General features: G+C 66.8%; 20 protein-coding genes. 13 read left to right on the top strand and 7 right to left on the bottom strand.

Features of this window, described 5'->3' with window-relative positions:
* Nucleotides 1-299 precede the first annotated feature (299 nt).
* Nucleotides 300-2018, top strand: a complete 1719-nt coding sequence (locus tag ACQY8M_RS23230; protein ID WP_428660324.1) for an N-acyl-D-amino-acid deacylase family protein — start codon at nt 300-302, stop codon at nt 2016-2018.
* A 238-nt stretch (nt 2019-2256) separates the two neighbouring features.
* On the opposite strand, the gene ACQY8M_RS23235 is transcribed toward ACQY8M_RS23230, so the two are convergent.
* On the bottom strand, nt 2257-3060 hold the full coding sequence (locus ACQY8M_RS23235) for an AraC family transcriptional regulator (RefSeq protein WP_428675455.1): 804 nt from the start codon (nt 3058-3060) through the stop codon (nt 2257-2259).
* Between the two features lie 147 nt (nt 3061-3207).
* On the opposite strand from ACQY8M_RS23235, the gene ACQY8M_RS23240 reads away from it, so the two are divergent.
* Together ACQY8M_RS23240 and ACQY8M_RS23245 are read left to right on the top strand one after the other, a co-directional pair.
* Nucleotides 3208-3903 carry an O-methyltransferase gene (locus tag ACQY8M_RS23240; RefSeq protein WP_428675457.1) on the top strand — a complete coding sequence of 232 codons (696 nt, stop codon included), beginning with the start codon at nt 3208-3210 and terminating at the stop codon, nt 3901-3903.
* Complete coding sequence (locus ACQY8M_RS23245; RefSeq protein ID WP_428675459.1) at nt 3903-4649, top strand: siderophore-interacting protein; 747 nt, start codon at nt 3903-3905, stop codon at nt 4647-4649. The genes ACQY8M_RS23240 and ACQY8M_RS23245 overlap by 1 nt, the downstream gene beginning before the upstream one ends.
* 15 nt (nt 4650-4664) lie before the next feature.
* On the opposite strand, the gene ACQY8M_RS23250 is transcribed toward ACQY8M_RS23245, so the two are convergent.
* From ACQY8M_RS23250 to ACQY8M_RS23260, 3 genes are all read right to left on the bottom strand, one after another.
* Nucleotides 4665-5636: a tripartite tricarboxylate transporter substrate-binding protein gene (locus tag ACQY8M_RS23250; RefSeq protein ID WP_428660327.1), complete on the bottom strand. Its 972-nt coding sequence runs from the start codon at nt 5634-5636 to the stop codon at nt 4665-4667.
* Between the two features lie 2 nt (nt 5637-5638).
* On the bottom strand, nt 5639-6610 hold the full coding sequence (locus tag ACQY8M_RS23255) for a Bug family tripartite tricarboxylate transporter substrate binding protein (protein ID WP_428660329.1): 972 nt from the start codon (nt 6608-6610) through the stop codon (nt 5639-5641).
* An 82-nt stretch (nt 6611-6692) separates the two neighbouring features.
* Nucleotides 6693-6908 carry a ribbon-helix-helix protein, CopG family gene (locus ACQY8M_RS23260; protein WP_428660331.1) on the bottom strand — a complete coding sequence of 72 codons (216 nt, stop codon included), beginning with the start codon at nt 6906-6908 and terminating at the stop codon, nt 6693-6695.
* 198 nt (nt 6909-7106) lie between these two features.
* On the opposite strand from ACQY8M_RS23260, the gene gatB reads away from it, so the two are divergent.
* Entirely contained in the window at nt 7107-8555 is a 1449-nt protein-coding gene (gene gatB / locus ACQY8M_RS23265; protein WP_428660334.1) for an Asp-tRNA(Asn)/Glu-tRNA(Gln) amidotransferase subunit GatB, read from the top strand.
* Here the strand turns inward: gatB and ACQY8M_RS23270 are convergent.
* Nucleotides 8521-10371, bottom strand: a complete 1851-nt coding sequence (locus tag ACQY8M_RS23270) for a glycoside hydrolase family 15 protein (RefSeq protein ID WP_428675461.1) — start codon at nt 10369-10371, stop codon at nt 8521-8523. The genes gatB and ACQY8M_RS23270 overlap by 35 nt on opposite strands.
* A gap of 23 nt (nt 10372-10394) precedes the next feature.
* A complete protein-coding gene (locus ACQY8M_RS23275; RefSeq protein WP_428660337.1) occupies nt 10395-11411 on the bottom strand; it encodes a glucose 1-dehydrogenase in 1017 nt (338 codons plus the stop codon).
* A 78-nt stretch (nt 11412-11489) separates the two neighbouring features.
* On the opposite strand from ACQY8M_RS23275, the gene ACQY8M_RS23280 reads away from it, so the two are divergent.
* From ACQY8M_RS23280 to ACQY8M_RS23320, 9 genes are all read left to right on the top strand, one after another.
* Nucleotides 11490-12257 carry an N-acyl homoserine lactonase family protein gene (locus tag ACQY8M_RS23280; protein WP_428660340.1) on the top strand — a complete coding sequence of 256 codons (768 nt, stop codon included), beginning with the start codon at nt 11490-11492 and terminating at the stop codon, nt 12255-12257.
* Nucleotides 12258-12317: 60 nt separating this feature from the next.
* A complete protein-coding gene (locus tag ACQY8M_RS23285) occupies nt 12318-12890 on the top strand; it encodes a GDSL-type esterase/lipase family protein (protein WP_428660343.1) in 573 nt (190 codons plus the stop codon).
* Between the two features lie 60 nt (nt 12891-12950).
* Complete coding sequence (locus ACQY8M_RS23290; RefSeq protein WP_428660345.1) at nt 12951-14600, top strand: ABC transporter substrate-binding protein; 1650 nt, start codon at nt 12951-12953, stop codon at nt 14598-14600.
* Nucleotides 14601-14602: 2 nt separating this feature from the next.
* A complete protein-coding gene (locus ACQY8M_RS23295) occupies nt 14603-15571 on the top strand; it encodes an ABC transporter ATP-binding protein (RefSeq protein WP_428660348.1) in 969 nt (322 codons plus the stop codon).
* Nucleotides 15568-16557, top strand: coding sequence for an ABC transporter ATP-binding protein (locus tag ACQY8M_RS23300; RefSeq protein ID WP_428660351.1), 990 nt, complete (start codon nt 15568-15570; stop codon nt 16555-16557). Before ACQY8M_RS23295 ends, ACQY8M_RS23300 begins: the two co-directional genes overlap by 4 nt.
* Entirely contained in the window at nt 16557-17489 is a 933-nt protein-coding gene (locus tag ACQY8M_RS23305) for an ABC transporter permease (RefSeq protein WP_428660354.1), read from the top strand. Before ACQY8M_RS23300 ends, ACQY8M_RS23305 begins: the two co-directional genes overlap by 1 nt.
* A gap of 67 nt (nt 17490-17556) precedes the next feature.
* On the top strand, nt 17557-18357 hold the full coding sequence (locus tag ACQY8M_RS23310) for an ABC transporter permease (protein WP_428675463.1): 801 nt from the start codon (nt 17557-17559) through the stop codon (nt 18355-18357).
* Between the two features lie 8 nt (nt 18358-18365).
* Complete coding sequence (locus ACQY8M_RS23315) at nt 18366-19106, top strand: glycerophosphodiester phosphodiesterase (protein WP_428660356.1); 741 nt, start codon at nt 18366-18368, stop codon at nt 19104-19106.
* On the top strand, nt 19103-20191 hold the full coding sequence (locus ACQY8M_RS23320) for a serine hydrolase domain-containing protein (protein WP_428660359.1): 1089 nt from the start codon (nt 19103-19105) through the stop codon (nt 20189-20191). Before ACQY8M_RS23315 ends, ACQY8M_RS23320 begins: the two co-directional genes overlap by 4 nt.
* 23 nt (nt 20192-20214) lie before the next feature.
* Here the strand turns inward: ACQY8M_RS23320 and ACQY8M_RS23325 are convergent, their stop codons facing one another.
* Nucleotides 20215-21012: a hypothetical protein gene (locus tag ACQY8M_RS23325; RefSeq protein ID WP_428660361.1), complete on the bottom strand. Its 798-nt coding sequence runs from the start codon at nt 21010-21012 to the stop codon at nt 20215-20217.
* Nucleotides 21013-21160: the final 148 nt, after the last annotated feature.

Below are 21160 nucleotides of genomic sequence, written 5' to 3' on the forward strand. Positions count from 1 at the left end.
CCGCGCTGTAGTTGCGCCGTGTGAGATGCTCGTATCGAGGCCGATCAGCCCCGCTCGCTGCGGGCATAGCGTTCACTGGCCCCGGCCACGATCGCGTCGTCCATCTCCTCGAGGGTGATCGGCTCCTGGCCAGGCCGCTTGAGCATCCCCCAAGGGACGAAGCGGGGCGTACGGGAAGCATCACGACGCTATCGCCCATCAGTTGCCCGCGAAGGCGAACAATGGTTCGCCCAGCGAGCCCCGACGGTGCCGCGCGGCGTCGGACTGCGCTACTATGTGTAAACCTGAGGAGGGACCCCATGGCGGACTACGATCTGGTCGTACGCGGCGGCACGGTGGCCGACGGCACCGGAACCGGCACGCGCGAGGCGGATGTCGCAATCAAGGGCGGCAAGATCGTCGCGGTTGGTACGGTCTCGGGCAAGGGCGCCGAGGAAATCCCGGCGAAGGGCCTGCTGGTCACGCCGGGCTTCGTCGACATCCATACCCACTATGACGGCCAGGCGACCTGGGATTCGCATCTGCAACCCTCGAGCTGGCACGGCGTCACCACGGCGGTGATGGGCAACTGCGGCGTCGGCTTCGCGCCGGTGAAGATCGAGGACCGCCAGCGCCTGATCGAGCTGATGGAAGGCGTCGAGGACATTCCCGGCGCCGCGCTCGACGAAGGGCTGAACTGGTCGTGGGAGTCGTTTGGCCAATATCTCGACGCGCTCGACGCACGGCCGCGCGACATGGATCTCGGCGCGCAGCTGCCGCACGGCGCGCTGCGCGTTTTCGTGATGGGCGAGCGCGCGGCCAGGCTGGAAGAGGCGACGCCGGAGGAGGTCGCGCGGATGCGTGTGCTGACCGCCGAGGCGATGCGTGCCGGCGCGATCGGCTTCTCGACCTCGCGGACCCTCAACCATCGCACCGTGAAGGGCGACCCGACGCCGTCGCTGCGCGCCTCCGAGGCCGAGCTGCTGGGCATCGCGCTCGGCATGAAGGATGCCGGGACGGGCGTGATCGAGTTCATCTCCGACTTCAATACGCCGAGCCCCGAGAGCGAATTCGAGATGATCGACCGCCTGCTCACCGCGAGCGGCCGGCCGTTCTCCGTGTCGCTGGCCCAGGCCCATCGCCGGCCGGACGGCTGGCGGCGCCTGCTCGGCCTGGTCGAAGGGCTGGCGGCCAAGGGCCATTCGGCAAAGGCGCAGGTGGCGCCGCGCCCGATCGGCGTGCTGCAGGGCCTGCAGGCGAGCCGCACCCCGTTCTCGATGTGCGCCTCCTACAAGGCGATCGCGGGCAAGAGCGTCGCCGAGCGCCTGGCGATCATGCGCGATCCGTCGTTCCGGGCGAGGCTGCTGGCGGAAAGCCACGAGCCGCTGCGCTCCGACATGGCCGCGCGCCTCACCGACTACGACCGCATGTTCCCGCTCGGCGATCCGCCGAACTACGAGCCGGCGCAGGACAGCTCGCTCGGCGCCCAGGCGCGGCGCGAGAACCGCGACCCGCGCGAGGTCGTGTACGACTACCTGATCGAAGGCGAGGGCAAGAACTTCATCTTCGCGCCGTTCGCCAACTTCGCCGCCTACAATCTCGATTGCTGCAGCGAGATGATGCAGAGCCCGCACACGCTGATCGGGCTGGGCGACGGCGGCGCGCATGTCGGCATCATTTCGGACGGCTCGTTCCCGACGTCGCTGCTCGCCCATTGGGGCCGCGACCGCAAGGAAGGCCGCCTCGACGTGTCGTGGCTGGTCAAGCGCCATACGCTCGACAATGCCCGTGCGGTCGGGCTGAACGATCGCGGCAAGATCGCCGCCGGCTACAAGGCCGACCTCAACATCATCGACTTCGACAATCTGCGGGTCGAGGCGCCGGTGATGAAGTGGGACCTTCCGGCTGGCGGGAAGCGCCTGCTGCAGAAGGCGACCGGTTACCGCGCGACGGTCGTGGCCGGCGCCGTGACCTATCGCGACGGCGAGGCAACCGGCGCGCTGCCGGGCAGGCTGGTGCGGGGACCACGAGCGGCCTGATCGGCCAGGCCGCCCGGTACCCGAGGTCATTCAATGGACGGCGGGATCAGCCCGCCCTGAGGCTGTTGTCGCGGATCGTCCGCGCCGCCGCTCGGCCACGAAAGAGGGGCGCTACGATAGATCTCGCCTTCTGGCGCCTGCCGAAGCGTCTGCTCGACGAGTTCGCCGCCTGGGCGCGGGAAGGGCTGGCAGCAGCGTGTCGGGTCGCAGCGAAGCGGCCAAAGGGATGACGTTCGATCTAATGCCGCCCGGAGTGTCGCTCCGCCATGTAGCGACCCGGCGACGTCCCGAGCGCCCTCCGAAACATCGTCACGAAGCTCGGCACGCTCTCGTAGCCCAGGTCGGAAGCGACCTGTTGGATCGAAGCGCCGCCCGCCAGCCACTTCACGGCAAGCATGACGCCGAGCTGCTGGCGCCAGCGGCCGAAACTCATGCCGGTCTCCCGGCTGATCATTCGGGACAAGGTCCGCTCGCTCAAACCTGCCCGCTTCGCCCAAACGTCCAACGTTCCCCGATCTGCCGGCGATTCCATCATCAGATCGACGATCCTGCGGAGGCGCGGATCGTTCGGCATCGGCAGATGAAGGTCCTCGACCTGCGCCGCCGCGATCTCGTCGAGAAGCACCCCCACAAGGCGCGAGTTCGCGCCGCCTTCGTCATAGAGGGCGGGCAGGTGCGCGGACCTGATCAGGAGCTCGCGCAGCAGTGGTGCCACCGAAACGGCGCAGCAGACCTCCGGAAGGCCCCGGCTGACAGCGGAGTCGATGAAGGCGGCAAAGCCTTCGAGCACACCCGTCGCCTTGATGGCATGGAGCGCCCCGCCGGGTATCCATACGGCGCTGCCGGGCGGCACGATCCATAGCCCACCCGCAACCTCGCAGCTGAGTGCGCCGCGCTGCACAAACAGGACCTGACCCTTCATGTGCCGGTGGAGGTCCAATTCGATCTTGCCAACCTCGGCCATCGCCGCGCCGAAAGTCACGACCGGACGGGGCACCTCGTCGGGATCAATCCAGTCTGAAGGATCGCTCAGGATGGGCATGATCCGCCTTCCGACAAGGTATCGAGCTTGGCCGGATTGAATAATATTCTGTCCAGACTTCGGAATGACGCCACAACAGGCTTCCTTTATCCAATCGATGCGGACCAGTCGAGCCTCTACGGCTTGCGCCATCAGGAAGGAATCCTCGTGAATTCATTGAGCAGCGGGCGTCTCGCCCGGGTGTTGGACAACCTCCACCGGGGCGCCGAGGCGGCCGATCGGGACTACATGAGCGAGGTCAAGGCGGACATCGAGGCGTCCGGCACGACACTGGAGCAGGTGATCGCCGAGAAGCTCGCCGAGGAACGGGCCGACTATCGGACGATCTATCGCGACCGCGCCGACAACTTCCTCGCTGTTTCGCGGGCCTATGGCTGCTTCCTCTATTCTATTGCGCGCGCCTGCAAGGCGACCCGGATCGTCGAGTTCGGCACATCGATGGGAATCTCGACGATATATCTCGCCGCCGCGCTCCGGGACAACGGTGGCGGCCGCCTCATCGGCACGGAGCTCGAGCCCACCAAGGTGGCCCGGGCGCGCGCCAACCTCGATACGGCAGGCCTTGCCGATCTGGTGGATATCCGCGAAGGCGACGCGCTCGATACGCTCCAGGATGTTGGCGGTGACGTGCAGCTGCTGCTGATCGACGGCGCGTTCGCGCTCTACCTTCCGGTGCTCAAGCTGGTCGAACCCCGGTTGAAGCCTGGAGCAGTGGTTCTTGGGGAGAACGCCTTCGATCCCGGATATCTGGATTATGTCCGCAATCCTGCGAACGGGTACCTCTCGCAGCCGCTTCCCGTCGACGAAGGTCGTGGCAACGAATTCACCGTGAGGACCGCGTGATGCTCGCGATGGGACCGGCGGCACGTCCGGCGACAAAGACACCCGGCCGGCTGGGAAGGGCCCTGGTGCGCCTGTTCATGCGACAGGTGCGCGTTGCCGCCTGCGAGACGATTGCCGATCGGTTCCGACTGATCACGCTGGAAGGTTCGGCGCTCGCGGGCGTCGCCTGGACGCCCGGACAGAAGATACAGATAGCCATGGGCTCGGCGTTCGTCGCGCGAACCTACACGCCGATCGAATGGGATCCGGTTGCCGGCCGCACCCGCATCCTCGGCTACGCGCACGGTGAGGGACCGGGAAGCGCATGGGTTCGCGGCCTCGAGCCTGGCGCAGAGTGCGACATCTTCGGACCGCGCCACTCGCTGGATGTGAGCGACGCAGCAGGCCGGCTTGCCGTCTTCGGCGATGAAACCTCGATCGGACTCGCGCACGCGCTCCTGCACCAGGTTCGGGCGGGGCCAGTCGCGTGCCGCTTCGAGGTCGATGATGTCGAGGCCAGCCGCCGCGTCGCGACGCATCTCGGACTCGATGATGCGATTCTTTTCGGCAGGACAAAGAGCGACGCGCACCTCGAGGGGATGGAAGCGGCGCTCCCGGCCTCCGTGACGGCCGGCTCAACCTTCGTGCTGACCGGAAAAGCTTCCACTATTCAACGGCTCCAGCAGGGACTGAAACGCCGGGCCATCCCCGCGACGCGCATCGTCGCCAAGGCCTATTGGGCAACCGGCAAGGCCGGTCTCGATTGAGCCGTCGATGCCGGGCTAGTCGGCCTTGATGCTGTTGTCCTGGATGACCTTGAACCAGCGCTCCTGTTCGGCCTTCTGGAAGGAGGCGAACTCGGCCGGGGTGCTGGCCAGGATCTCCATGTCGATCTGCTCGCCGAACTTCTCGGCGACGTCGGGCGCGCGCACTGCCCTGGCAAGCTCGACGGTCATGCGCTCGACGATCGGCGCCGGCGTGCCGGCCGGGGCGTAGACACCCCACCAGGAATAGGTCGGATAGGTCTTGAGGCCCTGCTCGGCGAGGGTGGGCGTGTCGGGCAGGCTGGGGACGCGCTTGTCGCCGGTTGTGCCAAGCGGCCGCAACTTGCCGGCCCGGAAGTGGGGCTTCAGCGCGCCCAGTGTCGTCACGGTGAGATCGGTGACGCCGGCCAGCGCGTCCTGCACGGTCGGGCCGCCGCCCTTGTAGTAGATCTGGTTGAGCGCGAAGCCATTGGCCTTCTGCAGGTAGACGGTGAGCAGCAGCGCGCCGCTCGCCGAGAGCAGGCCGACGCTTATCTTGCCCGGCCGCTGCTTCGCGTCGGCCACGACGTCGGCCATGGTCTTGTAGGGCCGGTCGGGATGGCAGGCGACGGCGAGCGGCGCGCGGCCGACCAGCATGACGTTCAGGAGGTCGGAGTCCTTGTAGGTCAGATTGGGCGTGAAGGCCGGGCTGAGGATGTGGCTGTCGAAGGTCACCATCCAGGTCTGGCCGTCCGGCGCCGCCTTGGCCACGATCGCTGCACCGAGCGCGCCGGCAGCCCCGGGCTTGTTGTCGATCACGGCCTGCCAGCCGGTGTTTTCGCTCATCTTGGCGGCAAGGATGCGGGCGACCGGATCGGTCGTGCCGCCGGGCGGGAAGGGCACCACGATGCGCAGCGGACCTTTCGGCCAGTCGGACGTGCCTTGCGCGCGAACCATGGACGGAGCGGCCAGGGCGGCGGCGCTGCCCGCCAGCAGGGTGCGGCGGCGCATGATCAGTCTCCCTTGATGTCGTTATCCTTGATGACCTTGAACCAGCGCTCCTGCTCGCTCTTCTGATAGGCGGCGAACTCCTCGGGCGTGGTGGTCAGGATTTCCATGTTGAACACCTCGACGAACTTCTGCGTCACGTCGGGCGAGCGCACCGCCTTGGCAATCTCGGCGTGCATCCTGTCGATGATCGGCCGGGGCGTGCCGGCGGGCGCGTAGACCCCCCACCACGAATAGGACGGGAAGCCCTTCACGCCCTGCTCGATCAGGGTCGGGGTGTCGGGCAGGGCAGGGGTCCGCTTGGTGCCGGTCACGCCGATCGCGCGGACCTTCTTCGCAACGATGTGCGGGCTGGACGAGGTGAGGCTGCCGATCGCCACGTCGGTGACGCCCGCCAGGATGTCCTGGTTGAGCGGACCGCCGCCCTTGTAGGGGATCAGGTTGAGGTCGACGTCGTTCTCCTTCTTGATCAGCGTCATCAGCACGAGCGCCTGGCTGGCGCCGAGCACGCCGACATTGACCTTGCCGGGCCGCTTCTTCGCATCGGCAACGGCATCGGCGAAGGTCTTATAGGGCCGGTCGGGATGGGCCATGATCGCCTGCGGCGTCTGGCCGATCTCCATGACGTTCGTGAGATCGGAGTCCTTGTACGGCAGGTTCGGCGCGAACGCCGGATTGAGGATGTGGCTGTCGAAGGTGATCATCCAGGTCTGGCCGTCGGGCGCCGACTTCGCGGCGATTGCCGAGCCGACCGCGCCGGTGCCACCGGGCTTGTTGTCGATGATGATGTTCCAGCCGGTCAGCTCGATCAGCTTGGCCTGGATGATGCGTGCCACCGGATCGGTTGAGCCGCCGGGCGGGAAGGGCACGATGATCTTGATCTGCCCCTTCGGCCAGTCGGCGGCGCCCTGTGCGCGGGCGACGGCGGGCACGGCGGCGAGCCCGGCGATCAGGGAACGACGGTTGAGTACGAACATGCGGTAAGCCTCCCAGAACTCTTTTTGTTGGCTGAAGCCATTATCATAGCAATCATGGCAGAAAGAACGTCAGCGCGAGGCATCAAGCCCCATCATGGACACTGTCGTGGTCGATGGAAGTGCGCTTCGATCTGCCATTCCATAGAGCGACGGGCCCCTGCGCCCGTGACTCGGGGACATGCTTGCGGATCGCCTCGCGGACGATGTCCGAGACACTTCTGTCCGAGCGTGCGGCTGCGGCGTGCAGTGCCGCGAGCTGCCGCGCTGGAAAGTAGATCGCGATTTTTTGCATGCGCATCAGTCTAAACGGCGCGACGACACATATCAAAATCCACGGCCGACGCCGCGTCCGATCAGCTCCTGCCGCGCCGCCTCGATGTCCTCGGCCCAGAGCCGGTCTTGGGCGGCCGCCGGCCGACCGCCGAGGTCCGCCTCTGTCGTGCAGCAATTCCTGACGGTGTGGACGCCACCCCGGTAGGGGCGCTATCTAGCGGCCATGTCACTGATCAAAGGCGAAACCGGCGATTGGGAGGTCGTCCTCGGGCTGGAAGTCCATGCCCAGGTGATCTCCGATGCCAAGCTCTTCTCCGGCGCTCCGACAACGTTCGGCGCCGATCCCAATACCCAGGTGTCGCTGGTCGACGCCGCCATGCCCGGCATGCTGCCGGTGATCAACGCGCGCTGCGTCGAGCAGGCGGTGCGGACCGGGCTCGGGCTGAACGCCAAGATCAACCTGCGTTCGCTGTTCGACCGCAAGAACTACTTCTACGCCGATCTGCCGCAGGGCTACCAGATCTCCCAGTACAAGGACCCGATCGTGGGCGAGGGCGCGGTCGAGATCGACCTCGAAGGCGGCGCGACCAAGAAGATCGGCATCGAGCGGCTGCATCTCGAGCAGGACGCGGGCAAGAGCCTGCACGACCAGCATCCGTCGCAGACCTACGTCGACCTGAACCGCTCGGGCGTGGCGCTGATGGAGATCGTCAGCCGGCCCGACATGCGCAACGCTGACGAGGCGGCGGCCTACCTGACCAAGCTGCGCTCGATCGTGCGCTATCTCGGCACCTGCGACGGCAACATGGACGAGGGCTCGATGCGCTGCGACGTCAACGTCTCGGTGCGCAAGCCGGGTGGCGATCTGGGCACGCGCTGCGAGATCAAGAACGTGAACTCGATCCGCTTCGTGAAGCAGGCGATCGAGGTCGAGGCGCGTCGCCAGATCGAGGTGATCGAGGGCGGCGGGAAGATCACGCAGGAGACCCGGCTCTACGATCCGGGCCGCAACGAGACGCGCTCGCTGCGGTCCAAGGAGGATGCGCACGATTACCGCTACTTCCCCGATCCCGACCTGCTGCCGCTGGTGCTGACCCAGGCGTTCGTCGACGGCATCAAGGCCACCTTGCCGGAGCTGCCGGACGCCCGGAAAGCGCGATTCATCAAGGAGTATGGCCTCACGCCGTACGACGCGGGCGTGCTGGTGGCGGAGAAGGAGACGGCGGCGTTCTTCGACACGGTGGCCAAGGGCCGTGACGCGAAGGAAGCGGTGAAGCTCGTCACGGGCGATTTCTTCGCCATGCTGAACCGGCGCGGCGCCACGATCGCCGAATCGCCGATCAAGGCGGAGCATCTCGGCAAGCTGCTCGACCTGCAGGCCGACGGCACGCTTTCCGGCCGCATGGCCAAGGACCTGTTCGTCGCCATGGAGGAGACCGGCAAGGATCCGGCTGTACTGGTCGAGGAGCGCGGCCTGAAGCAGGTCACCGACACCGGCGCCATCGAGGCGGCGGCGAAGGCGGTGATCGAGGCCAACCCGGACAAGGTCGCCGCCTACAAGGCCAAGCCGACGATGTTCGGCTGGTTCGTCGGCCAGGTGATGAAGTCGACCGGCGGCAAGGCCAACCCAAAGGCCGTCAACGAGACCTTGAAGAAGCTACTGGACGCTTGATCCCGCCGGGCGAGGTTACCTTGTTGGCGTCGCCTTGGTGGGCGTCGACGACGCCGTCGGCTCGCTGCTCCTGAGGCTTGTCGATGCGCGTCAGGTTGAAGGCGGTGTTGATGAGCGCCACGTGGCTGAACGCCTGCGGGAAATTGCCCTGCTGGCGCCTCTGGCGCGGGTCGTATTCCTCGGCGAGGAGACCGAGGTCGTTCCGGATCGCAAGCAGGCGATTGAACAGCGCGCTCGCATCGTCGCGCCGTCCGATCGAGATATAGGCGTCGGCCAGCCAGAAGCTGCAGGCCAGGAACGCGCCCTCGCCCGGCGGCAATCCGTCATTTGTGGCGTGGGTATTGTAGCGCATCACGTATCCATCGAACATCAGCGACTTCTCGATGGCTTCGACCGTACCGATGAAGCGCGGATCGTCGGGCCTCACGAACCCGGTCTGCGCCAGCAGCAGCAGGCTGGCGTCGAGTTGCGTGGTGCCGTAAGCGGCGCGGAATGTATTGCCCTTGGGGTCGAAGCCCTTGTCGCAGACTTCAGCGTGGATCCTGTCACCGATCTTGCGCCATTTATCGCAGGGGCCATCGAGGCCGTGGATCTCTACGGCCTTGATGGCACGATCGAAGCATACCCATGCCATTACCTTAGAATAGACGAAGTGCTGCTTTGGCCCGCGCGTCTCCCATATGCCGTTGTCGGGCTGGTCCCAGACGCGGGCCACGTGTTCGACGAGGGCGCGCTGCATCTCCCAGCCAGGTTCGGTCGCGGACAGCCCGCCCTTGCGTGACTGCTCGAACGCGTCCATCACCTCGCCGTAGACGTCGAGCTGGAACTGTTCGTGTGCGGCGTTGCCAACCCGCACCGGCTTGGAATCGGCGTAGCCGGGCAGCCAGGCGACCTCCCATTCGGTGAGGCGCCGCTCGCCCAACAGCCCGTACATGATCTGCGTCTCGTCCGGCGAGCCGGCGACGGCGCGCTGCAGCCAGTCGCGCCACGCCGCAGCTTCATCGTAGACGCCGGCATCCATCAGCGCGAGCAGGGTGAGCGTCGCGTCGCGCAGCCAGCACAGGCGGTAATCCCAGTTGCGCTCGCCGCCGAATTGCTCGGGCAACGAGGTCGTCGGTGCTGCCACGATGCCGCCGCTGGGCAGGTAGGTGAGCCCCTTGAGCGTGATCAGCGAACGCTCGATCGCGTCGGAGTAGGGGCCGTCGGTATTGGTGTGCGTCGTCCAGTCGATCCAGAATGCCTCGCATTGCTCGAGTGCGTCCTGCGGATCGATTGGCGCGGGAACCTCGAGATACGACGGACCATAGCTCAGCACGAAGGGCATGGTCCGGCCCTCGGCCAGGGTGAACTGAGCCACCGTCTTGAAGTTCTCGCCGCGTATGGTTGCCGGAGTGCGCATCACGACCATGTCCGGCCCGGCAATCGCGCGCAGTGTGCCGTCCTTCATTCGCGTCACCCACGGCGTCGTGGTGCCATAGCCGAAGCGCAGCACCAGCTCCATGCACATCGCGACCTCGCCCGCATCGCAGCGCACGATGCGCAGAAGGTCGGAGGAGGCACCGCGCGGCAGCATGAAGTCGATGACGGTCGCCGTTCCCCCCTCGGTCTCGAACGTCGTCTCGAGGATCAGCGTGTCCTTGCGATAGCGGCGGCGTGTCGCCCTGATCTCTTCGTGCGGCGAGATCAACCAGAAGCCGTTGCTCTGGCCGCCGAGCAACTTGGCGAAGCAGGCATCGGAATCGAATCGCGGCCAGCACAGCCAGTCGATCGAGCCATCCTTGCCGACCAGGGCCGCCGTCTTGCAGTCGCCGATCATCCCGTAGTCCTCGATCGGCGTGATCACGTTGCCTCCTCGGAGAATTGCAGGATTACCTTGATGTCGTCGGGGCGATTCTCGAACGCCTCCTGCCAACGCGCCAGAGGCACGCGACGGCGGATCATCTTCGCCAGCCAGGTGCGATTGGCCTGCGCAAGAGCGGTGGCGCCCATCTCGTAGTGCGTCCTGTTGGCGTTGACTGTACCGAAAACGACGATGTTGCCCAGCACGACGTCGCGATTGAACTGGCCGAAGTCGAAGGGCAGGGGCGGGCGGCTGCCGGACACGCCGGTCAGGCAGACGATGCCGTCGATCGCCGCGCGCTTCAGGACATCGACGATCAGCGGCACGGCACCGGTGCATTCAAGTGCGATGTCCGGGCGCAGGCTGTCCGGCAGGTCATGGGCGTGATAGGTGCCGCCAAGTTCGCGCACCAGCTCCGGCTTCGGTCCCGTCTCGGCGCGGTCGAGCACATGGATCTCGTGGCCGCGCTGCCTTGCCATGAGCGCCGCCAGCAGGCCGACGGGCCCCGCGCCGGTAACCAGAACCGTGCGCGGCGACCAGCTTCTCGTACGATGGCCGATGCGGTCGATATGGTCCCATGCTTTCGCAACGATGGTCGCTGGCTCGAGCAGCACGCCGCAGAGCTCGAGCGCCGGATCGATCTTCACCGCGTATTCGGGCTCGAGGCGGAAACGCTCGGCGCCATAACCATCGTGGCCCTTAATGCCGCGTTCCGTGTAGAGGCCGTTGCGGCACATGTCCCACTCGCCGGCTGCACACGCCACGCAGGGGATCGGATCACGCCGCCTTACGATGCCGACAACCAGCTCGCCGGCAGACAAAGCGCATCCGGGCGGCGCATCCAGCACGCGGCCGAGCGATTCGTGACCGAGAATGAGCCGCTTGCCGCCCGGCGGCGCCCAGCCGTAGGCGCCCGCCACGATCTCGCGGTCGGTGCCGCAGACGCCCAGGGCGAGCGCTTGCACGAGCAGGGTACCCGAGTCCGGCGCAGGCTCGGGGCGGTCCTCGAGTCTCATCGAACCTCGGGTTCCCGGAATGACGGTGATTGCTTTCACGATCTGTCCAAACGTCGCCGGTCCTTGTACGGTTCCCGCATGACCGTGAAGCTCTACGCCATGACATGCGGCCGCCTGGTCGGCCGGCTCAAGGACATGATCGAGGGGGAAGACGGGCGGGTGGCGTTGCCCATTCCGTCTTACCTGATCGAGCATCCCAAGGGGCGGGCGGTGTTCGACACCGGCATCCATCCGCAATGCCGCACGGATGCCGCCGGCCGGCTCGGCGAGCGCGTCGCGCGCATCTTCGGCTTCGAGCAGTACGGCGCCGACGACGACGTGAAGTCGCGCCTGGAGTCGATCGACCGCGACCCTGGCAAGGTCGACTTCATCGTCAACTCGCACCTGCATTTCGACCACGCCGGCGGCAATGAGCTCGTGCCCAACGCCACGATGGTCGTGCAGAAGCGCGAGTGGGAGGCGGCGCAGGATCCCGAGACCGCCGCCAAGGTCGGCTTCTTCAAGGCCGACTTCGACCATGGCCATCCGGTCAAGCAGGTCGATGGCGAGCACGACCTGTTCGGCGACGGCAGTGTCGTCTGTATCCCGACCTGGGGCCACACGCCGGGCCACCAGTCGCTCAAGGTGCGCACTGCCAAGGGCGAGGTCGTGCTGACCGGCGACGCCTGCTATTTCTGCCGCACGCTGCGTGAGCGCCGGCTGCCGCGCTTCGTCTACGACCGCGAGCAGATGCTGGCTTCGCTCGATCGGCTGGAGGCGCTGGAGAAGGGCGGCGCGACGCTCTTCTTCGGCCACGATCCGGATTTCTGGAAGGGCGTGCCCCAAGCGCCGGTCCCGGCTTTCTGACTTCATCTTCTTCCCCGTGCTACGCGCAGGGAGGAACGAGCGTGGCGCGGAGTGATAGCCATGAGAATCTGCTTCGTGGGCGACAGCATGACCAACGGGACGGGAGACCCGCAGCACCTCGGCTGGGTCGGCAGGGTGCTGCAGGACGAGCGCAAGCGGCGCAGCGAGCTGACCGGCTACAATCTCGGCGTCCGCCGCGACCGTTCCGACCAGATCAGAGCGACGTGGCGAGCGGAGGTCGAACGTCGCCTGCCGGCGGAGTTCGAGGGCAGGGTGGTCTTTTCCTTCGGCGTGAACGATGCCGCGCAGGAGATCGTGCCCGAGGCGACGCTGGGCCACGCCGAAGCGATACTGTCCGAGGCGAGGGCGCGCTGGCCGATCTTCATGATCGGCACCGTGCCGATGCCCGACGAGGCAATCCGCAGCCGCAGCCGGGCGCTCGACCTGGCGTACCGGCCGCTCTGCGCGGGGCTCGGCGTGCCCTTCCTGTCGGTGTTCGACGGGCTTGTGGCAACGCCGACTTGGCTCGACGAGGCGCGAGCAGGCGACGGCGCGCATCCCGGCGCCGGCGGCTATCGCCGAATGGCTGATCTCGTTCTCGCCAGCGAGGCCTGGCGGGTGTGGATGGCCTGATCGAAGCTGTAACAATCGTGCTCCATAGTCGTGCGGGAACCGCGCAGGACAGGAGTGCACATGCGTTACGTCGACCGTCGCCGCTTCATCGCGGGAGCTGGCCTCGCCGCCGGCGGGCTTGTCTTGCCGCGCTTCGCCATTGCCCAGGCCGACAATCGGCCGACCATCACGATCGCGGTCCAGCAGGTGGCGACGAGCGCTTCCCTCGAGGTCGTGCGTGAGCGTTCGAATGTCGGTGAACGCGTGCAGCAGTCGATCTTCGAGACCCTGATCGACCGCAACCTCAAGTCCAGGCTCGAGCCGATTCCCGGCCTCGCCGAGAGCTGGAAGCGCATCGACGAGCGCACTGTCGAATTTTCCCTCCGCAAAGGGGTGAAATTCCACAACGGTGACGAGATGACGTCCGAGGACATCGTCTTCACCTTCGGCCCGGAGCGCATGTTCGGCTACGACTACGATGCGGCTGCGAACAAGACCCTGTTCACCACCGTGCTGGCGCGGGACAGCATCGAGGGCAAGAAGCTGCCGGCCGAGGTGGTCGGCATCGCCAAGCGTACCTTTCCGTCGCTCGAGAAGGTGGAGGCAGTCGACAAATACACTGTTCGTTTCGTCAACCGCGTGCCCGACGTCACGCTCGAAGCCCGTATCGGCAGCTCGGGCTGCTCGATCATCAACAAGCGCGGCTTCATGGAAGCCAAGACCTGGATCGACTGGGCGCGCAAGCCGATCTCCACCGGCCCTTACAAGATACGCGAGCTCAAGCCCGACGAGAGCCTGACCCTCGACGCCCACGACGAGTACTGGGGTGGCCGGCCGCCGATCAAGACGATCCGCTTCGTGGTCGTGCCGGAGGTGTCGAGCCGCATCAACGGGCTGCTCAGCGGGCAGTACGACTTCATCTGCGACGTGCCGCCGGACCAGATCGGCACCTTGGCACAGAACGCCAAGTTCGAGGTCCAGGGCGGGCTGATCACCAACCATCGCATCCTGGTATTCGACAAGAACCATCCGCGGCTCGCCGATCCGCGCATCCGCCAGGCGATCACTCATGCGATCGATCGCCAAGCAATCGTCGACAGCCTGTGGGCCGGCAAGACGCGCGTCCCGGCGGGCCTGCAATGGGAGTTCTACGGCCCGATGTTCGTCGAGGGCTGGACGGTGCCCGAGTACGACGTGAAGAAGACACAGGCACTGCTCAAGGCTGCCAACTACAAGGGCGAGCCGATCCCGTTCCGCGTGCTCAACAATTACTACACGAACCAGGTGGCCACGGCGCAGATCGAGGTCGAGATGTGGCGCGCCGCCGGTCTCAACGTGCAGATCGAGATGCGCGAGAACTGGCAGCAGATCTTCGAGAACGATGGCAAGCGCGCGATGCGCGACTGGTCGAACAGCGCGGGGTTCTCCGATCCGATGAGCTCGATCGTCGCCCAGCACGGTCCGCAGGGCCAGCAGCAGCAGGCCAAGGAGTGGACCAACGAGGAGATGAACAAGCTCTGCGGCACGCTCGAGACCGAGGTCGACATGGCCAAACGCAAGGCGATGTTCAAGCGCATGCTCGAGATCTGCGAGCGCGAGGACCCTGCCTACACGGTGCTGCACCAGAACGCGACCTTCACGGCCAAGCGCAAGGACATCCAGTGGCAGACCGCACCGGCCTTCGCGATGGACTTCCGCGCCGAGAACTTCCGCTGGGACCGCAAGAGTTGAGATTGGCCGAAGGCACCGACGCGCTTGTTTCCCTGCATGGCCTGACGGTCGACTTCGATACCGGAAAACGCATTGTCCGCGCCCTTCATGGCATCGACCTGGAGGTGCGCCGCGGCGAGGCGCTCGGGCTCGTCGGCGAATCGGGCTGCGGCAAGAGCATTACCTGGCTGGCGGCGCTCGGGCTGCTGGGCGGGCGGGCGCGGGTCGGCGGCGAGGTGCGGCTCGACGGCCGCAATCTCGTTGGCGCGCCAGTCGGGGAGCTGGAGAAAGTACGCGGTCGCCGCATCGCGATGATCTTTCAGGACCCGTCGAGCAGCCTCAATCCGGTGCACCGCATCGGCCGCCAGCTCGGCGAGGCGCTGCGGCTGCACCGCGGGCTGCAGGGCAGGGAGGCGGATGCCGAGGCGCGGCGGTTGCTCGACAGGGTCGGCATCGCGGACGCGAAGCGACGGCTCGGCGATTTTCCGCATGAGCTGTCCGGCGGCATGAACCAGCGGGTGATGATCGCGATGGCGCTGGCCGGGAAACCCGACCTGCTGGTCGCCGACGAACCGACGACCGCGCTAGACGCCACCATCCAGGCACAGATCCTCGAGCTGCTGGGCGAGATCCGGCGCGAAACCGGCATGGCGCTGGTGCTGATCAGCCATGATCTCGGCGTCGTTTCCGAGAACACCGACCGCGTCTGTGTGATGTATGCCGGCCGGATTGTCGAGGATGCACCGATCGACACGGTGTTCGACGCCCCGGCGCATCCCTATACGAAGGGTTTGCTGGCCGCATTGCCCGAGCTCGAAGGTCCACGGCGGGCGCTGGTGCCGATCGCCGGGGTCGTTCCCGAGCCCTCGAACCTGCCGCCGGGCTGCAGCTTCGCCCCGCGCTGCGGCCGTCGCATCGCCGCCTGCGAGACGGCGACCCCGCCGGGCATTCCGCTGGCCGCCGACCACCGCGTCGCCTGTATCCGCGCATGACGACTCTTCTCGAAGTCACCGGACTGTCGCGTACCTACGAGGTTCGTCGCGGAAGCTGGCCTTTCGGCAAGGTCGCCACCTTGCATGCCGTTGACGGCGTGTCGTTCGAGCTGCAGGCCGGGCGCACGCTGGGCCTGGTCGGCGAATCGGGTTGCGGCAAGACGACGACGGCCAAGCTGGTGCTGGGGCTGGTGCCGGTGACCGGCGGCAGCGTGCGCATCGCCGGCGAGACTCTTCCGGCGGCGGGAACGCTGGCATGGCGGGTGCTGCGGCGGCGGATGCAGATGGTCTATCAGGACCCGCTCGGCGCGCTCGACCGGCGGCTGAGCGTCGGCCGGCAGGTCATGGAGCCGCTGGCGATCCATGGGCTGGGCGGCAGCGAAGCTGAGCGGCGCGAGAAGGCGCTGGCTATGATGGACGGGGTCGGGCTCGCGGCGCATCATTTCGACCGCTTTCCGCACGAGCTGTCGGGCGGCCAGCGCCAGCGCATCGTGCTGGCGCGTGCGCTGATCCTCGATCCGCAGCTGCTGGTGTGCGACGAGCCGATCTCGGCGCTCGACGTCTCGATCCAGGCGCAGGTCGTGAACCTGCTGCTCGCCCTTCAGCAGCGGCTCGGCCTGGCCTATCTCTTCATCAGCCACGACCTGCGCATGATCCGGCAGGTGAGCCACGAGGTTGCGGTGATGTATCTCGGCCGCATCGTCGAACAGGGCGATCCCGACCAATTGTTTGCGACGCCGGCGCATCCCTATACGCAGGCGCTGGTCTCGGCGATCCCGACCCACGCGCGCCAGAAGAAGCGCCGGATGGTCCTGCCCGGCGAGCCGCCCAATCCGGTCGATCGGCCGGCGGGCTGTGCGTTTCATCCGCGTTGCCGCCACGCTGTCGCGCGTTGCCGGGTCGAGACGCCTCCGTTGCGCGCGCTGGCGGATGGGCGGCGGGCCGCCTGCCACCTTGCCGAACAGATCGGCGGGGGCGCCGCCTGATGCTGCGCTATCTCGCCGGGCGCCTGCTGCGCGCCGTCCTCACCATCCTGCTTGTCATCACCTTCGCCTTCTTCGTGCTGCATCTGTCGGGCGATCCGGCGATGATGATCCTGTCGGTCGACGCGCCGCCCGAATCGATCAAGGCATTCCGCGAAGCCTGGGGGCTCGACCGGCCGGTGTGGGTCCAGTTCCTCGCCTACATCGGCCATGCGCTGCAGGGCGACCTCGGCAACTCGATGCGCGATGGCCGGCCCGCGGCGCAGCTCGTGCTCGAGCGCGTCCCGGCGACGCTGGCCATCACTCTGCCGGCCTTTGCCCTGAAGCTCTTCATCGGCATCCCGGCAGGAATCTACGCGGCGCTCCATCGCAATTCGTGGGCAGACCGGCTGACCATGATGATCTCGGTCGCGGGCTTCACCGTGCCGAGCTTCGTGCTGGCGCTCGTGCTGGTGCTGGTCTTCTCCGTCCAGCTCGGCTGGCTGCCGTCGGCCGGAAGCGACAGGGCGACGAGCGCCATCCTGCCGATCGTGACTCTTGGTATCGCAGGCGCGGCAATCCTCGCGCGCTTCACGCGCTCCGCCATGCTCGAGGTGCTGGGCCAGCCCTATATCCGCGCCGCCTCCGCGAAGGGATTGCAGTGGCGCAAGGTCGTGGTCGAGCACGCGCTGCCCAACGCCGCGATCCCTACCACGACTATTGTCGGCTTCATGGTCGGCACCCTGATCGCCGGAGCCGTGGTAGTCGAAAGCGTCTTCGCCTGGCCGGGCATCGGGCGGCTCCTTGTGTCGGCGGTCTCCAATCGCGATCTCGCCGTGGTTCAGGCGATCCTGCTGCTGGTCGCGGCGACCATGGTGACCTCGAACATCATCGTCGACGCGATTTACGGCTGGCTCGATCCACGCCTGCGCCGGGGAGGGGCCCGTGCTCGCTGAACGGGCTGCCGACCGCGCGCCTCCGGGCAAGGTGGCGCGCTTCTTCGAGGCCTGGCCGCCGCTCACCCTGGTCGCGCTGGCCTGGATCGCGCTGATGGTGATCACCGCCTTCGGCGCCGACCTGCTGGCACCGTATTCCTTCACCGGGCTCGACCTGCGCGCTCGTCTGTCGCCGCCGGTCTTCATGGGCGGCAAGTGGGCCCATCCGCTGGGCAGCGACGAGCTCGGCCGCGATGTCCTTTCGCGCCTCATCATGTCGATCCGGCTCAGCCTGCTGATCGCCTTCTTCGGCACTCTGATCGCCGCTGCGTTCGGCACCGCCATGGGTTTCGTCGCCGCGCATTTCCGCGGCAAGGTCGAGGCAGTGATCTTGATGCTGATCGACTTTCAGGCGAGCGTGCCGTTCCTGATCGTGGCGCTCGCCGTACTCGCTTTCTTCGGTAACAGTCTCGTGCTGTTCGTGTTGCTGATGGGCCTGAATTCCTGGGAACGCTACGCCCGCATCGCGCGTGGCCTCACCCTGTCGGCCAACGAGCAGGGCTATGCCGCCGCCGTCCGCCAACTCGGTGCATCGAATGTCCGGGTCTACGGCCTGCATGTGCTGCCCAACATCGCCTCGACCCTGATCGTGTCGATGACCATCACCTTTCCCGAGACGATCCTTCTGGAAAGCGGCCTGTCCTTCCTCGGGCTGGGCATCCAGCCGCCGCTCACCTCGCTCGGAAACATGGTGGGCTACGGACGCGAATACTTGACGCGCGCGCCGTGGATCATGCTTTCTCCTGCTGCCGTGATCGTGCTCACGACCCTGTCGATCAGCATCGTCGGCGACTGGTTGCGCGACAGGCTCGACCCGACCCTGCGGTAGAGGACCTCATGACTGACATTGCTTCGCATCGCGGCGGCGCGCTGCTGTGGCCCGAGAACAGCCGGATCGCGTTCGAGAACACCACGAAGCTGGCGGTGGAGCAGGTCGAGTTCGACGTCCATCCGACCCGCGACGGCAAGCTGGTGGTGATCCACGACGACACGCTCGACCGCACGACCGACGGCAAGGGGCCGGTCGCGGCACAGGATTGGGCGGCGCTGTCGAAGCTCGTGCTCAAGGGCACGGGCGGGCAGCGCATGCTGCTGCTCGACGAGGTGATCGAGATCTTCCGGCCGACGCCGGTCGTGATGCGGCTCGAGATCAAGTGCGGCCCGGAGCGCGTGCCTTATCCGGGCCACGCCGCGCGCGTCGCCCAAGCGCTGGAGCAGGCGAGGGTGCTGGAGCGCTGCGTCCTCACCAGCTTCCAGCTCGCCACGGTCTGCGAGGCTGTCGCGGCGGCGCGGCCGATGAAGCACGTCTGGCTGGTCCTGCCGCAGGTTCAGATCGACATCGGCCTGGCCAACGTGATCGCCTCGACGAAGGGCGCGGACGTGCCAATGCTCGGCCTTCGCCAGAACATGCTCACCGCTGAGATCGTCGCGACGGTGCGCGCCGCCGGCCTGGGCATCGGCGGCTGGGCCTGCAACGACGCCGAGGCGATCGCGAAGCTGCTCGCGCTGAAAGTCGACGTCTTCACCACCGACCGGCCCGACCTGGCGATTGCGCAACGGAGGGATCGCACCGCATGACCCTCGATCGCCGTCATATGCTGACCGCCCTGGGAGCCGCCCTCATGACATCGACCGTCCATCGCCCCGGCGCTGCCGAGGGGGCATACGACCAGCGTCTCAGCGAGCTCGAGCGCGCCGGGCGCGTGTTCGGGTTGCACGCGCTGACGGTGAAGCGCGGCGGCCGGATGGTCTTCGAGCATTACGGCGTGGGCGTGGACGAGAGTTGGGGCCGGCCGCTCGGCGAGGTCACTTTCGACCGGACCGTGCTGCACGACCTGCGTTCGGTGTCCAAGAGCGTAGTGAGCTGGCTCTACGGCATTGCGCTGGCACAGGGCAAGGTGCCGGCACCGGAGACCGCGCTCGCGTCGCTGTTCCCCCGATACGCCGATCTCTGGCAGCAGCGGGGTCGCGACAGGCTGACCGTGGGGCATGTGCTGACCATGACCCTGGGCATGGACTGGGACGAGCTGACGATTCCCTACGGCGATCCACGCAACAGCGAGAACGCGATGGAGGCCGCACCCGATCGCATCCGCTATGTGCTCGAACGCCCGATCATCGGCCCGCCCGGCGAGACCTGGAGCTACAACGGCGGCGCGACGACGCTGCTCGGACGGCTGATCGCCCAGGGTACCGGCGAGACGCTGCATGCCTTTGCCCGGCGCGTACTGTTCGATCCGATGGATTTCGGTCCCAGCGAATGGTCGGTGAGCACGGACGGCTTCGAACGCGCCGCCTCGGGCCTGCGCCTGCTGCCGCGCGACATGTCGAAGATCGGTCAGCTGGTGCTGACCGGCGGTACGTGGCAGGGCAAGCAGGTCGTGCCGGCGGAGTGGGTCAAGACCGCCACGATGGCGACGGTCCACCTGCCCGACGGTCGCGGCTACGGCTATCACTGGTATACCGGCGCCTTCTCGGGCGGCAACCATCCGCCGCTGCCGTGGATCGCCGGCATCGGCTGGGGCGGTCAGCGGCTCTACATCGTGCCCAAGCTCGATCTCGTGGTTGGCATCAATTGCGGCAACTATCGCCGCCCGGGCAACGAACAAAGCGCGGTCGGCATCGCGATCGTCACCGAGGTGGTGCTGCCGGCTGTCGGGTAGAGTACGAACCGGGTCCGCTCGGATCAGTTCTGCGGCAGGAACTCGATCATCAGCCCGTCGACCTGCTCGGCCGGCACGACCACGCGGTCGCCTTCGGTCAGGGCGAAGGGCACGTTGTTGGCGCGCAGCAGCGCCTGCAAAGGCCGCGAGCGCTCGACCGCGACGGCGATGCCGACGATCATGGGTTTGTGCTCGGGCGCCATGGCCTCGACCGCCTTGTATTCCTCCTGGAAGGCCGATGCCGACCAGATCAGGATCTCGACGGCGCCGGTCTGGATCATCGTGCAGCCGTCGAACAGATCCTCGGTGATGGCGCCCCATTGCTCGCCCAGAGCTTTCGCCGTCCCCGGTGGATCGTCGGCTACGACATGCACGGCCAGCAGGCCCAGCGCGCCGTTGGGATGGACGATCCATTCCGGCTCCATGAACGCTTCGGGCATCTGGTGGCGCACCGGAAACCACGGCAGAGGTCCATCCATCTCGCCGACGATCACCTCGGCCTCGACCTCATAGCCGTCGTCCGTCTCCCAGCTATGCTCGCGCACCTCGCCTTCGAGCTCGGCGACGTTGACGGCGACGGCGACGCGAACATCCGCTTCGATCAGCTCGATGTAGTTCGGAATATCGTCCTCGGCCGGCTGGAAGCAGACGCAGCGCGGCTCGACACCCTCGGGCGTGAGGTTGAAGCCGATCTGCTGGAGCCTGATCGCGAGGGCCTCGGGATCCGGCGTGGCGATGCTGAGATGGTCGATGTCGCGGGCGGTGACTTTCATCGCCGCGTCATAGGGCTGGCCCTGGGCGGCGTCGAGTGTCTTCTTCATGAAGCCCCTAGCATGATCCATCGTGCCGCCGACCGCGGGAGCAAGCCTTGCGCCGGCAGCGCTCAGGCTGGCCGCAATGCGCGCCGCCGGCCCATGGGCGCAAACTTTGGCTTCGACCTCACCTTGAAAGTTTGTTCAGCTCTCGTCT

The sequence above is a fragment of the Reyranella sp. genome, assembly GCF_965279465.1.
Lineage (GTDB): Bacteria > Pseudomonadota > Alphaproteobacteria > Reyranellales > Reyranellaceae > Reyranella.

Bases quoted from the DNA above. Each gene is read 5' to 3' on its own strand.
- ACQY8M_RS23255 (WP_428660329.1), bottom strand. From the start codon at position 6,610: ATGTTCGTACTCAACCGTCGTTCCCTGATCGCCGGGCTCGCCGCCGTG.
- ACQY8M_RS23325 (WP_428660361.1), bottom strand. From the start codon at position 21,012: ATGAAGAAGACACTCGACGCCGCCCAGGGCCAGCCCTATGACGCGGCG.
- ACQY8M_RS23245 (WP_428675459.1), top strand. From the start codon at position 3,903: ATGCTCGCGATGGGACCGGCGGCACGTCCGGCGACAAAGACACCCGGC.
- ACQY8M_RS23320 (WP_428660359.1), top strand. From the start codon at position 19,103: ATGACCCTCGATCGCCGTCATATGCTGACCGCCCTGGGAGCCGCCCTC.
- ACQY8M_RS23280 (WP_428660340.1), top strand. From the start codon at position 11,490: ATGACCGTGAAGCTCTACGCCATGACATGCGGCCGCCTGGTCGGCCGG.
- ACQY8M_RS23230 (WP_428660324.1), top strand. From the start codon at position 300: ATGGCGGACTACGATCTGGTCGTACGCGGCGGCACGGTGGCCGACGGC.
- ACQY8M_RS23290 (WP_428660345.1), top strand. From the start codon at position 12,951: ATGCGTTACGTCGACCGTCGCCGCTTCATCGCGGGAGCTGGCCTCGCC.
- ACQY8M_RS23250 (WP_428660327.1), bottom strand. From the start codon at position 5,636: ATGCGCCGCCGCACCCTGCTGGCGGGCAGCGCCGCCGCCCTGGCCGCT.
- ACQY8M_RS23270 (WP_428675461.1), bottom strand. From the start codon at position 10,371: ATGATCGGCGACTGCAAGACGGCGGCCCTGGTCGGCAAGGATGGCTCG.
- ACQY8M_RS23235 (WP_428675455.1), bottom strand. From the start codon at position 3,060: ATGCCCATCCTGAGCGATCCTTCAGACTGGATTGATCCCGACGAGGTG.
- ACQY8M_RS23300 (WP_428660351.1), top strand. From the start codon at position 15,568: ATGACGACTCTTCTCGAAGTCACCGGACTGTCGCGTACCTACGAGGTT.
- ACQY8M_RS23305 (WP_428660354.1), top strand. From the start codon at position 16,557: ATGCTGCGCTATCTCGCCGGGCGCCTGCTGCGCGCCGTCCTCACCATC.
- ACQY8M_RS23275 (WP_428660337.1), bottom strand. From the start codon at position 11,411: ATGAGACTCGAGGACCGCCCCGAGCCTGCGCCGGACTCGGGTACCCTG.
- ACQY8M_RS23315 (WP_428660356.1), top strand. From the start codon at position 18,366: ATGACTGACATTGCTTCGCATCGCGGCGGCGCGCTGCTGTGGCCCGAG.
- ACQY8M_RS23260 (WP_428660331.1), bottom strand. From the start codon at position 6,908: ATGCGCATGCAAAAAATCGCGATCTACTTTCCAGCGCGGCAGCTCGCG.
- gatB (WP_428660334.1), top strand. From the start codon at position 7,107: ATGTCACTGATCAAAGGCGAAACCGGCGATTGGGAGGTCGTCCTCGGG.
- ACQY8M_RS23285 (WP_428660343.1), top strand. From the start codon at position 12,318: ATGAGAATCTGCTTCGTGGGCGACAGCATGACCAACGGGACGGGAGAC.